General features: G+C 58.7%; 12 protein-coding genes. 9 read left to right on the forward strand and 3 right to left on the reverse strand.

Annotated elements, in window-relative coordinates:
- Positions 1-157: 157 nt before the first annotated feature.
- The 5 genes from def (at position 158) to ACP7BO_RS19910 (ending at position 4864) form a co-directional block, all read left to right on the forward strand.
- A complete protein-coding gene (def, locus tag ACP7BO_RS19890; protein WP_060696362.1) occupies positions 158-664 on the forward strand; it encodes a peptide deformylase in 507 nt (168 codons plus the stop codon).
- Positions 665-879: 215 nt separating this feature from the next.
- Positions 880-1839, forward strand: a complete 960-nt coding sequence (gene fmt / locus ACP7BO_RS19895; RefSeq protein WP_426212269.1) for a methionyl-tRNA formyltransferase — start codon at positions 880-882, stop codon at positions 1837-1839.
- Entirely contained in the window at positions 1836-3146 is a 1311-nt protein-coding gene (gene rsmB / locus ACP7BO_RS19900) for a 16S rRNA (cytosine(967)-C(5))-methyltransferase RsmB (protein WP_397455326.1), read from the forward strand. The genes fmt and rsmB overlap by 4 nt, the downstream gene beginning before the upstream one ends.
- A gap of 19 nt (positions 3147-3165) precedes the next feature.
- Complete coding sequence (gene trkA, locus ACP7BO_RS19905; RefSeq protein WP_060696359.1) at positions 3166-4542, forward strand: Trk system potassium transporter TrkA; 1377 nt, start codon at positions 3166-3168, stop codon at positions 4540-4542.
- 10 nt (positions 4543-4552) lie between these two features.
- A complete protein-coding gene (locus ACP7BO_RS19910; protein ID WP_426212271.1) occupies positions 4553-4864 on the forward strand; it encodes a tetratricopeptide repeat protein in 312 nt (103 codons plus the stop codon).
- A 92-nt stretch (positions 4865-4956) separates the two neighbouring features.
- Here the strand turns inward: ACP7BO_RS19910 and ACP7BO_RS19915 are convergent, their stop codons facing one another.
- Both ACP7BO_RS19915 and ACP7BO_RS19920 read right to left on the reverse strand, forming a co-directional pair.
- Complete coding sequence (locus ACP7BO_RS19915) at positions 4957-5844, reverse strand: lysophospholipid acyltransferase (protein WP_397455324.1); 888 nt, start codon at positions 5842-5844, stop codon at positions 4957-4959.
- A 108-nt stretch (positions 5845-5952) separates the two neighbouring features.
- A complete protein-coding gene (locus ACP7BO_RS19920) occupies positions 5953-6510 on the reverse strand; it encodes a DNA-3-methyladenine glycosylase I (protein WP_426212273.1) in 558 nt (185 codons plus the stop codon).
- Between the two features lie 81 nt (positions 6511-6591).
- On the opposite strand from ACP7BO_RS19920, the gene glyQ reads away from it, so the two are divergent.
- The 4 genes from glyQ to ACP7BO_RS19940 all read left to right on the forward strand — a co-directional run bounded on the left by glyQ (position 6592) and on the right by ACP7BO_RS19940 (position 11003).
- Positions 6592-7545, forward strand: coding sequence for a glycine--tRNA ligase subunit alpha (gene glyQ / locus ACP7BO_RS19925; RefSeq protein ID WP_003437964.1), 954 nt, complete (start codon positions 6592-6594; stop codon positions 7543-7545).
- On the forward strand, positions 7542-9596 hold the full coding sequence (gene glyS / locus ACP7BO_RS19930) for a glycine--tRNA ligase subunit beta (RefSeq protein WP_426212275.1): 2055 nt from the start codon (positions 7542-7544) through the stop codon (positions 9594-9596). Before glyQ ends, glyS begins: the two co-directional genes overlap by 4 nt.
- 5 nt (positions 9597-9601) lie before the next feature.
- Complete coding sequence (gene gmhB / locus ACP7BO_RS19935) at positions 9602-10141, forward strand: D-glycero-beta-D-manno-heptose 1,7-bisphosphate 7-phosphatase (protein WP_426212277.1); 540 nt, start codon at positions 9602-9604, stop codon at positions 10139-10141.
- Between the two features lie 76 nt (positions 10142-10217).
- Positions 10218-11003 carry a lysophospholipid acyltransferase family protein gene (locus ACP7BO_RS19940; RefSeq protein ID WP_397455320.1) on the forward strand — a complete coding sequence of 262 codons (786 nt, stop codon included), beginning with the start codon at positions 10218-10220 and terminating at the stop codon, positions 11001-11003.
- Positions 11004-11220: 217 nt separating this feature from the next.
- Here the strand turns inward: ACP7BO_RS19940 and ACP7BO_RS19945 are convergent, their stop codons facing one another.
- Positions 11221-12843 (reverse strand): MFS transporter, encoded by a 1623-nt coding sequence (locus tag ACP7BO_RS19945; RefSeq protein ID WP_060696352.1) that lies wholly within the window; start codon positions 12841-12843, stop codon positions 11221-11223.
- Between the last annotated feature and the right edge of the window lie 34 nt (positions 12844-12877).

Consider the following 12877-nt stretch of genomic DNA (forward strand, 5'->3'; position numbering starts at 1 on the left):
ATCCGTTGCTGAATCCCTTTATTATGTGCGTTCGCGTGAAACGCCAGAGCCCGAGCGGGCTCTCTCTGAAGGAGACGTTTTGCACAGGTTGCCCGAAGTCCTCAGGACCACCTGACAACCGTTTTTGAATCTTTCACACAGTGCATCAATCAAACTTATGGCTATTTTAAACATCCTCGAATTCCCAGACTCGCGTCTGCGCACCATCGCCAAACCCGTGGCGGTTGTGGACGACGAAGTCCGTCAGTTGATCGATGACATGTTTGAAACCATGTACGAGGCGCCGGGCATTGGTCTGGCCGCGACTCAGGTCAACGTGCATAAACGCATCGTCGTCATGGACCTGAGCGAAGACCGCAGCGAACCTCTGGTGTTGATCAACCCCGAGATTGAAATGCTCACCGATGAGATGGGCCAGTATCAGGAAGGCTGCCTCTCGGTACCGGGCTACTACGAAAACGTTGACCGTCCCCAGCGCGTAAAAATCAAGGCGCTGGACCGTGACGGCAAACCTTTCGAAATGATCGCCGAAGGCCTGTTGGCCGTGTGTATCCAGCACGAATGCGACCACCTCAATGGCAAGCTGTTCGTCGATTATCTGTCTACGCTCAAGCGTGACCGGATCAAGAAGAAGCTGGAAAAACTGCACCGCCAGAACGCTTGATCAATTTTTAAGGGCGTTATTACTGCGTAGCAGCTGTCGAGCTCCGCGAGGCTGCGTTCGAGGACGCAGTCCTCGTAAAACGGCCCTCGCGGTTAATCTGAAGCACCGAGTGCCATGGTTTGCGACTGCTGCGCAGCCGGACGCTGCCTCGCGTCACTCGACCGCTGCTACGCAATGTAGCAATTGCCTGCCCCCCCATTCCAAGTGAGTAATTCATGACTGAGCCACTGCGCATCGTCTTTGCCGGCACCCCGGAATTCGCCGCGGAACACCTTAAGGCGCTGCTCGACAGCCCTTACGAGATCGTCGCGGTCTACACCCAGCCGGATCGCCCGGCCGGGCGCGGGCAAAAGCTGATGCCAAGCCCGGTCAAGCAGCTGGCGCTGGAACACAATATCGTCGTCATGCAGCCGCCCACGCTGCGTGCTCCCGAGGCACAAGCCGATCTCGCTGCACTCAAACCCGACTTGCTGGTGGTGGTCGCATACGGCCTGATCCTGCCGCAAGTGGTGCTGGATATTCCTCGTCTGGGTTGCATCAACAGCCATGCTTCCTTGTTGCCACGCTGGCGCGGCGCCGCGCCGATTCAACGCGCCATCGAGGCGGGCGATAGCGAAAGCGGCGTGACCGTGATGCGCATGGAGGCGGGTCTGGATACCGGCCCGATGCTGCTCAAGGCCGTGACCCCGATCACCGGCGAAGACACCGGTGGCAGCCTGCACGACCGTCTGGCCGAGCTCGGCCCGCCAGCGGTAATTGAAGCGATTGCAGGCCTGGCGGCAGGCACGCTACAAGGTGAAGTGCAGGACGACAGCCTGGCCACCTACGCCCACAAGCTGAATAAAGATGAAGCGCGCATCGACTGGAACCGCCCGGCGGTTGAGCTTGAGCGTCTGGTTCGTGCCTTCAACCCCTGGCCGATTTGCCACAGCACCCTCAATGGCGAAGCACTCAAAGTGCTGGCCGCTACTGTTGCTGACGCACAAGGCGCCCCGGGGCAGATCCTTGCGGCCAGCAAAGACGGCCTGATTGTCGGTTGCGGGGAGGGCGCGTTGTGTCTGACACGTCTGCAATTGCCCGGCGGCAAAGCGCTGAACTTCAGCGATTTTTTCAACAGTCGCCGTGAGAAATTCGCCGTCGGCATCACCCTCGGTCAAACGGAAAACGCGCAATGAATCCTCGTCTGGCCGCCGCCAAGGCACTGACTGCAGTCCTGAACGGCAAAGCATCGCTCAACAGCTCGTTGCCTCTGCAACTGGACAAGGTTGAGGCACGTGATCGCGGCCTGACCCAGGATCTGGCATTCGGTACCGCCCGTTGGCAGCCACGTTTGTCGGCGCTGGCCAACAAGCTGCTGCAAAAACCGTTCAAGGCCGCCGACGCTGATGTCGAGGCGTTGCTGCTGGTGGGTCTGTATCAGCTGCTGTACACCCGCATTCCGGCCCACGCCGCCATTGGCGAAACCGTGGGCTGCGCTGACAAGCTGAAAAAACCCTGGGCCAAAGCCCTGCTCAACGCGGTGCTGCGTAATGCACAGCGCGAGAGCGAAGCCTTGCTGGTCGAGCTGGAACACGACCCGGTAGTGCGCACCGCGCACCCGCGCTGGCTGCAAAAATCCCTGAAAGCGTTCTGGCCAGAACAATGGGAAGCCATCTGCGCCGCCAACAATGCTCATCCGCCGATGATTCTGCGGGTCAACCGTCGCCATAAAACCCGCGATGCCTACCTGCAACTGCTGGTCGAGAGCGGTATCGAAGCCCGGCCCTGCGTATTCAGCCAGGACGGCATCGTGCTGGCTGAACCCTGCGATGTGCGCAATCTTCCGGGCTTTGCCGAAGGCTGGATCAGCGTGCAGGACGAAGCCGCGCAACTGGCCGCCGACCTGCTGGACCTGGCGCCGGGCCAACGGGTGCTCGATGCCTGTTGCGCCCCGGGCGGCAAGACCTGCCACATTCTTGAGGTCGAGCCGAAACTGGCCGGCGTGGTGGCGGTCGATCTGGAAGCCAAACGCCTGGTACGGGTACGCGAAAACCTTGAGCGCCTGGGCCTGAGCGCCGAACTGATTGCAGCCGATGGCCGTGACACCGCCACGTGGTGGGACGGCAAGCCTTTCCAGCGCATTCTGCTCGATGCGCCGTGCTCGGCGACCGGGGTGATTCGTCGTCACCCGGACATCAAGCTGACCCGCCAGCCGGACGACATTGGCGCACTCGCCACGCTGCAAGGCGAATTGCTGGACGCGATGTGGCCAACCCTGGAAGTCGGTGGCATCTTGCTCTACGCCACCTGCTCGACGTTGCCGACCGAGAATACCGAAGTGATCGAGGCGTTCCTCGCCCGTACACCGGGTGCCCGCGAGCTGGATATCGCCGGCCAGTTCGGCATCAAGCAGCCCCACGGGCGCCAGTTACTGGCCCAGGAAGGCGGACACGATGGCTTCTATTACGCCAAATTGATCAAGATCGCAGCCGCCCGCGGCTAATCGACAAGGGACTGACGGCATGAAAATCATCATCCTCGGCGCAGGTCAGGTCGGCGGCTCGCTGGCCGAGCACCTGGCCAGCGAAGCCAACGACATTACCGTGGTCGACACCGACGGCGACCGCCTGCGCGACCTGGGCGATCGTCTCGACATTCGCACTGTGCAAGGCCGCGCCTCGCTGCCCAATGTGCTACGTCAGGCCGGTGCCGATGATGCTGACATGCTGGTGGCGGTGACCAACAGTGACGAAACCAACATGGTGGCGTGCCAGGTGGCCTACACCCTGTTTCACACCCCGACCAAAATAGCCCGCGTGCGTGAAGCGGCTTATCTGACACGCGGCGGCGAGCTGTTCGATAACGATGCGATCCCGGTAGACGTGTTGATCAGCCCCGAACAAGTGGTCACCAACTACATCAAGCGTCTGATCGAACACCCCGGCGCTTTGCAGGTTATCGATTTTGCCGAAGGCAAAGCCCAGCTGGTGGCGGTCAAGGCCTACTACGGCGGCCCTCTGATCGGTCAGCAGTTGCGCCAGCTACGCGAGCACATGCCGAATGTGGATACGCGGGTAGCCGCCATTTTCCGACGTGACAGGCCGATTACTCCGCGTGGCGATACGGTGATTGAAGCTGACGATGAAGTGTTTTTCATCGCCGCCAAGGCCAACATTCGGGCAGTGATGAGCGAAATGCGCCGCCTCGATGAAAGCTATAAACGCATTGTCATCGCCGGTGGCGGGCAGATCGGCGAGCGCCTGGCCGAGGCCATTGAAAGCCGTTATCAGGTCAAGATCATCGAAATGAATCCGGCACGCTGCCGCTATCTGTCGGACAACCTGGACAGCACCGTGGTCCTGCAGGGCAGTGCCTCGGACCGCGACTTGATGCTTGAAGAGAACATCGCGGATGCCGACCTGTTCCTGGCCCTGACCAACGATGACGAGGCCAACATCATGTCCTCGCTGCTGGCCAAGCGCCTGGGCGCGAAGAAGGTGATGACCATCATCAACAACCCGGCCTATGTGGACTTGATCCAGGGGGGCGAAATCGACATCGCCATCAGCCCGCAGCTGGCGACCATCGGTACCTTGCTGGCCCACGTGCGTCGGGGCGACATTGTCAGCGTGCATTCATTGCGCCGGGGTGCGGCGGAAGCCATCGAAGCGATTGCCCACGGCGATTCGAAGTCGAGCAAAGTGATCGGTCGCCGGATCGGAGAAATCCATCTGCCGCCGGGCACCACCATTGGCGCGATCATTCGCGACGAAGAAGTGCTGATTGCCCACGACGCCACTGTGATCAACGCCGGGGACCACGTGATTTTGTTCCTTGTGGATAAAAAGCATATCCGCGACGTGGAGAAACTGTTCCACGTGGGCCTGAGTTTTTTCTAAGGAGTCAGAGATGCTCGAATCACTGGAAAAAATGCTGGCCAAGGGTGTGGATAACTCTCTGCTGCGCTTCGGCCTGGGCAAGGGGTATCTGGACCTTGGGGATAACCTCAGGGCGGCGGAGCATTTGCAGCGCTGTGTAGCGTTCGACCCCAAGTATTCCGCAGCCTGGAAGTTACTGGGCAAGGCGCATCTGGCGGCGGGGGATCGCGATGCTGCGCGCACGGCGTGGGAACAGGGGCTTGCGGCAGCCCGGGGCCATGGTGACAAACAGGCCGAGAAAGAAATGACCGTGTTTGTGAAGAAGCTGGATAAACAGCTTTAACACCACTGATCTGCGTAGGAGCGAGCTTGCTCGCGAGCCCTTCGCACAGCTCGCGAGCAAGCTCGCTCCTACAGATACAGCGGTCTAACGCCCTAGTACCAGCGCGCCTCGCCTGGCGGACGCTTTTTGAAGCGTTTCATGCTCCACATGTACTGGCTCGGATAAGCCCGCACATACTTTTCCACTACCTTGCTCATAGCTGCGCATGACGTTTCAGTGTCGGTGCTGTACATGGCCTCGGGGGCCGCTTCCAGAATCACCTTGAAGCCCGAACCGTCCGGCAGGCGCAATGCATGCAGGAATACGCCCACCGCCTTGCCACCCGCCAGCATGTTCGGCACGAACTTGCTGGTCAGGGCCATGGTGCCCAGAAACGGCACAAAAATACCCGCCGACTCGGCTGGCTCCGGGTCGGCCGGAATGCCTACCTGGCCACCTTTGCGCACTTCCTTGATGACACTCAAAATGCCTTCTTTGGTCGACGCCGCCACGCGGTTGCCCAGCTGTACGCGCTGTTTGCGCAACAGTTCGTCAACCGCCTTGAGCTTGGGCGGGCGGTAAAAAATGATCGGTTTGCACTGGCTGCAATAGAAGTGGTTGAGCACTTCCCAGTTGCCCAGGTGACTGGTGATGCCGACCACGCCTTTACCTGAGGCAAGGGCCTCCTTGAGCACGTCCAGACCCTCGACTTCACGTACCAGATCAATCGAGCGCTGGGCCGGCCAAATCCATGCACAGGCACTCTCGGTCAGGCTTTTACCGATGTCCTTGAGGCTTTGGCCCACCAGTTGCTCCCGGGCCACCGGGTCCATCTCGGGGAAGCATTTGGCCAGATTGATGCGCACCACGTCGCGCGAGCGATTGGGCAGTTTCCACATCAGCCAGCCGATGGCAGAACCGACACGTTGAACCGCGCTCCACGGGAGCATGGCGAATAACCGTAGAGCCCCGACCAGCAAGGCGCCTTTAAACTTTTCCACAGGGCTTTCTCTTTAAAAAAACGTTTTCTGTAGGAGCGAGCTTGCTCGCGAGCGGTTTCAAAGGCTCGCGAGCAAGCTCGCTCCTACAGGTCTGTATCGGGCAGCATTCTAACCGGCGTTCGCCAGCTCAGCGTAGCGGTCGCAATGGGTGGCGTGATCCATCACCATGCCACTGGCCTGCATGAAGGCATAACAAATGGTCGGTCCGACGAACGTGAAGCCGGCTTTTTTCAAGCCTTTGCTCATGGCTTCTGCCTGCGGAGTAACGGCCGGAAACTCGTGGCGTTCAGTGAAGTGGTTGATCCTGGGTTTGCCCCCCACAAACGACCACAAATATTCGACCGGGTTATCCAGCGCCAGCCAGGCCCGGGCATTACGCCTTGCCCCGGTGATCTTCAGGCGGTTGCGGATGATCCCCGGATCGAGCATCAACGTCTCGATTTCGGCGTCAGTCATGGCTGCCAGCCGCTGCACATCAAAGCCGAACATGACCTTGCGATAATGCTCGCGTTTACGCAGAACAGTGATCCAGGACAAACCGGCCTGGAACCCTTCGAGCAATAACAACTCGAACAGCCCATGCGCATCGCGCAACGGCACGCCCCACTCTTGATCGTGGTACGCCGCATACAGCGGGTCTTCTGGACACCAGAAACAACGTGGCATATAGGCTCCAAGGGGTGGAGGCGCGACCGAATCGGGTATACTCCCGCTCTTTAAATCGCAGCCCAAGAAACAGGTGAATTTGTGAGCCAGCCTACGCCAGCAGTGCGTACCTTCCAAGACTTGATCCTCGCCCTCCAGCAATACTGGGCCGAGCAAGGTTGTGTGGTGCTTCAGCCCTACGATATGGAAGTGGGCGCCGGCACATTCCATACCGCCACGTTTCTGCGCTCTCTGGGCCCGGAAACCTGGAACGCCGCTTATGTGCAGCCCAGTCGTCGCCCGACTGACGGCCGCTACGGCGAAAACCCGAACCGTCTGCAGCATTACTACCAGTTCCAGGTAGTTCTCAAGCCCAATCCGCCTAACTTTCAGGAGCTGTACCTGGGCTCGCTGAAGCACATCGGCCTGGATCCGCTGGTGCACGACATCCGTTTCGTGGAAGACAACTGGGAATCGCCGACACTGGGCGCCTGGGGTCTGGGCTGGGAAATCTGGCTCAACGGTATGGAAGTCACGCAGTTCACCTACTTCCAGCAAGTAGGCGGCATTGAGTGCTACCCGGTAACCGGCGAAATCACCTACGGCCTTGAGCGTCTGGCGATGTACCTGCAGGGCGTGGATTCGGTCTACGACCTGGTATGGACTGACGGTCCGTTCGGCAAGGTGACCTACGGCGACGTGTTCCACCAGAACGAAGTCGAACAATCGACTTACAACTTCGAACACGCCAACGTCGACAAACTGTTCGAGCTGTTCGATTTCTATGAAAGCGAAGCCAAGCGCCTGATCGAACTCGATCAACCGCTGCCGCTGCCAAGCTACGAGATGGTGCTCAAGGCATCTCACACGTTCAACCTGCTGGATGCGCGCCGGGCCATTTCGGTGACTGCACGGCAGCAGTACATCTTGCGTGTGCGGACCCTGGCCCGCTCGGTGGCTCAGGCGTATCTCGAAGCTCGCGCCAAGCTGGGCTTCCCGATGGCACCCCCTGATTTGCGTGATGAAGTGTTGGCTAAGTTGGAGGCTGCACAATGAGTGCTCAAGATTTTCTGGTTGAACTGGGCACTGAAGAACTGCCGCCAAAAGCCCTGAATACCCTGGCCGAAGCATTTCTGGCCGGGATTGAAAAAGGCCTGCAAACCGCAGGTTTGAAATTCAGCGCAAAAAAAGTTTACGCCGCGCCGCGTCGTCTGGCCGTCCTGCTGACCCAGCTCGAAACCCAGCAACCGGATCGCAGCATCAACATCGATGGCCCGCCGCGCCAGGCCGCCTTCGATGCTGAAGGCAACCCGACTCAGGCAGCCCTTGGTTTTGCCAAGAAATGTGGCGTTGAGCTGAGCGAAATCGATCAGAGCGGTCCAAAACTGCGTTTCAGCCAGGTGATCGTCGGCAAACCGACTGCCAGCCTGCTGCCGACCATCGTTGAAGACTCGCTGAACGACCTGCCAATCCCCAAGCGCATGCGCTGGGGTGCCCGCAAGGTCGAGTTCGTGCGTCCGACCCAATGGCTGGTGATGTTGCTGGGCGATGAAGTCATCGACTGCACCATCCTGGCTCAGAAATCAGGTCGCGACTCCCGTGGTCACCGCTTCCACCACCCGGAAAATGTGCGCATCAGCGCTCCGGCCAACTACCTCGAAGACTTGCGCAAAGCCTACGTGCTGGCAGACTTCAACGAGCGTCGCGAGCTGATTTCCAAGCGTGTGGCCGAGCTGGCAACCATGCAGGAAGGCACTGCAATCGTGCCGCCATCCCTGCTCGACGAAGTGACCGCGCTGGTTGAATGGCCGGTGCCGCTGGTGTGCTCCTTCGAAGAGCGCTTCCTGGATGTGCCGCAAGAAGCCCTGATCACCACCATGCAGGACAACCAGAAGTATTTCTGCCTGCTGGACGTTGATGGCAAGTTGCTGCCGCGTTTCATTACTGTGGCCAACATCGAGAGCAAAGACCCACAGCAGATCGTCTCGGGTAACGAGAAAGTGGTTCGCCCACGCCTGACCGACGCTGAGTTTTTCTTCAAGCAAGACAAGAAGCAGACCCTGGAAAGCTTCAACCTGCGTCTGCAAAACGTGGTGTTCCAGGCGCAACTGGGCAGCGTTTACGACAAAGCTGTACGGGTTTCCAAGCTGGCAGCGTTCATTGCTCCACGCATTGGTGGCGATGCCCAGCGTGCCGCCCGTGCCGGCCTGCTGTCCAAGTGCGACCTGGCCACTGAAATGGTCGGCGAGTTCCCGGAGATGCAAGGCATTGCCGGTTACTACTACGCCCTCAACGATGGCGAGCCGCAAGATGTCGCCCTGGCATTGAACGAACAGTACATGCCACGCGGTGCTGGCGCAGAGTTGCCGGGTACCCTGACCGGCGCTGCAGTGGCCATCGCTGACAAGCTCGACACCCTGGTGGGTATTTTCGGCATCGGAATGCTCCCTACCGGCAGCAAAGACCCGTATGCACTGCGTCGCGCAGCGCTGGGTATCTTGCGGATCCTGATCGACAAGAAACTCGACCTCGACCTGACCGAAGCCGTGAGCTTCGCTGTCAGCGCCTTCGGCGCCAAGATCAAGCCGGCCGGTCTGGCAGATCAAGTGCTGGAATTCATCTTCGACCGCCTGCGTGCGCGTTATGAAGACGAAGGCGTGGATGTCGCCACGTACCTGTCGGTGCGTGCGCTAAACCCGACCTCGGCGCTGGATTTCGACCAGCGTGTGCAAGCCGTTCAGGCCTTCCGTCAATTGCCGGAAGCCGCCGCCCTCGCCGCAGTGAACAAGCGCGTATCCAACTTGCTGAGCAAAATTGAAGGCACGGTGTCGACCCATGTCGAAGCCCGTTATTTCGATAATGCCAATGAGTTCTCGCTGTTCTCGGCCATCCAGAAGGCAGACGAAGCCGTTCAGCCAATGGCTGCTGCTCGCCAGTACAACGAAGCGCTGACACGTCTGGCATCGTTGCGTGAGCCTGTGGATGCGTTCTTTGAAGCGGTGATGGTCAACGCTGAAGACCCGAGCGTGCGGGCTAACCGCTATGCACTGCTGGCGCGCTTGCGCGGTCTGTTCCTCGGCGTTGCCGATATTTCGCTGCTGGGCTAAGGGGTTTGCTGTTGAAACTGCTGATTCTCGATCGGGACGGAGTGATCAATTACGACTCCGACGCTTACATCAAGTCTGTCGAGGAGTGGATTCCGCTCCCCGGCGCGATCGAGGCCATTGCGCAGTTGAGCAAGGCCGGCTGGACCGTCGCAGTCGCGACCAACCAGTCCGGCATTGCCCGCGGCTACTACGATGTGGCTACTCTGGAGGCCATGCATGAGCGTTTACGGGCGCTTGTGACCGAGCAGGGTGGTGAGGTCGGCATCATTGTTTATTGCCCTCACGGCCCCGACGAAGGTTGCGCTTGCCGCAAGCCAAAACCGGGCATGTTGCACACCATTGCCGGGCATTACGGTGCTGATTTGGCCGAATGTTGGTTTGTCGGCGACAGTTTGGGTGACTTGCAGGCCGCGCAAGCCGTCGATTCTCAGCCAGTTTTGGTAAAGACCGGAAAAGGCCTGCTTACTTTGGCCAAACAGTTACCGGTCAATACCCTAATATTTGACGATCTGGCGGCAGTTGCCGCAGAACTTATCCACAAATAAAGCCCCCTCAAACATTCGTCTGCACTTGAGTGCAGGCCGGTTAAGCGGTGCTTTATCCGCAATGGTAAAAGTCGCTATGTCGATACTGCAGGCCATCAGAACCTTCTTCTTTTACCTGCTGCTGGGCACCAGCGCTCTGCTGTGGTGCTCACTGAGCTTTTTTGTCGCCCCGTTCCTGCCGTTCCGCGCGCGCTACCGGTTCATTAACGTGTACTGGTGCCGCTGTGCGCTGTGGCTGACCCGGGTGTTTCTTAACATCCACGTGGACGTGAAGGGTGCTGAAAACATCCCGCAACGACCTTGTGTGATCCTGGCCAACCATCAAAGTACCTGGGAAACGTTTTTTCTCTCGGCCTACTTTCAGCCGTTGAGTCAGGTACTCAAGCGCGAGCTGCTGTATGTACCGTTCTTTGGCTGGGCCATGGCCATGCTGCGCCCGATCGCCATTGACCGCGACAACCCCAAGGCTGCGCTCAAGCACATCGCCAAGAAGGGTGATGAGCTGCTCAAGGACAACATTTGGGTGCTGATCTTTCCGGAAGGCACCCGCGTGCCATTCGGCCAGGTGGGCAAGTTTTCCCGAGGCGGTACCGCGCTGGCCGTAAACGCCGATTTGCCGGTATTACCGATTGCCCACAATGCCGGCAAATACTGGCCCAAGACGGGCTGGGCGAAAAAAGCCGGCACCATTGAGCTGGTGATTGGCGAACCGATGTACGCCAATGGCACGGGTCCACGGGCGATTGCAGAGCTCAATGACCGGGTACAGGCCTGGAACGAGAAGACTCAGCGTGAAATGGGTTCACTGCCACCTGTGGCAGCGCCGATTGAAGCCGCAGCAGACCAGTCAAATTGTGGATAACTTGTGCACAAGTTTTGTATTTCTTTCATAAAACAGCCGTAACTTGATGATTTATATGCTTATTTCAAGGTATGACTTTTTTATGAAAAACGTGCATAAGTTTTTCAAGGCACTAAAAAAACCGGCTGATTAGCCGGTTTTTTTGTGCCTGAAAAATACCTGTCCTGTGTAGGAGCAATCGGGCGTCGACCGGCTGCTCCTACAGGGTAATCGCCGTTTATATCTTGTCGATATCCACGTTTCGGGTTTCCTTCAGGCAGAGCATGCCTACCACCAGGCTGACCCCGGTGATCACGACCGGATACCACAGCCCGTAGAAGATATCCCCGGTGTAGACCACCAGCGCAAAGGATACGGTGGGCAAAAACCCGCCGAACCAGCCATTGCCAATGTGATACGGCAGAGACATGGAGGTGTAGCGGATCCGGGTCGGAAACAGTTCAACCATCACCGCAGCCAGTGGGCCGTAGGTCATGGTTGCGATGAGTGTCAGCAGGACCATCATCAGCACCACCATCGGCTGGTTGACCGCACTCGGGTCAGCCTTGGCGGGGTAACCCGCTTCGCTGATAGCGCCGCGCATGGCCGCTTCATCAAAGCCTTTGATCTGTTTGTCACCTACCGACACCTGCACATCAGTGCCGGGCGCAGCGGCCTGCGAGCTGTAAGGCAAGCCTTGCTTGACCAGGAAGGTCTTGACCTTGTCACACGGGCTGTCAAACCGCGCTTTGCCCACAGGGTCGAACTGGAAGGTACAGGTCGCAGGGTCAGCCATTACCACAATTGGCGACTGACGGCTGGCGGCATCGATTTGCGGGTTGGCATAGTGGCTCAGGCCCTTGAACAGCGGGAAGTACAGCACCGTAGCCAGCAACAACCCGAGCATCAGGATTGGCTTGCGGCCTACACGGTCCGAGAGCCAGCCGAAGAAGATAAAGAACGGAGCGCCAATCACCACACTGATGATGAGCAACATGTTGGCCTGGGCCGGGTCCATCTTGAGCATCTGGGTCAGGAAGAACAGGACATAGAACTGCGCTGTATAGAAGGTCACGGCCTGGCCGGCGTTGATACCGAACAGCGCAATCAGCACGATCTTGAGGTTTTCCCACTTACCGAACGACTCACGGATCGGCGATTTACTGGTTTTGCCTTCGGCCTTCATTTTCACGAACGCCGGCGACTCATGCATGCTCATGCGAATCCAGGTCGAGATGCCCAGCAGCACGATGGACAGCAGGAACGGCAGGCGCCAGCCCCAGACTTCAAACTGGTCACCGGTCAGATAGCGGCAGCTCAGTACCACCACCAACGACAGCAACAACCCCAACGTGGCCGTGGATTGAATCCAGCTGGTGTTGAAACCGCGCTTGCCGGGCGCGGCGTGCTCCGCCACATAGGTCGCCGCGCCACCGTATTCACCGCCCAGCGCCAGCCCCTGGAGCATGCGTAACAGCACGAGCATGATCGGCGCGGCAATCCCGATGCTGGTGTAAGTGGGTAGCAGCCCCACGGCAAAGGTTGATAAACCCATCAGAATGATGGTCATGAGGAAGGTGTATTTACGCCCGATCATGTCGCCCAACCGGCCAAATACCAGTGCTCCGAATGGTCTCACCAAAAAACCGGCAGCGAAGGCCATCAAGGCAAAGATGAACGCGGTGGTGTCGTTGACTCCGGCAAAGAACTGCTTGCTGAGAACGGTCGCCAAAGCGCCATACAAGAAAAAGTCATACCACTCGAAAACCGTCCCGAGGGATGACGCAAAAATGATCTTTCGTTCTTCACGGCCGGTTGTTCCCTTGGCAGAAACAGCCTGTTGTGCAATTGAGTCTGACATGTGCAATGTCCTCGGCCCTATGGGTGGGCCACAG

Origin of the sequence: Pseudomonas sp. TWR2-1-1 (assembly GCF_049897045.1) — a bacterium.
GTDB lineage: Bacteria > Pseudomonadota > Gammaproteobacteria > Pseudomonadales > Pseudomonadaceae > Aquipseudomonas > Aquipseudomonas versuta.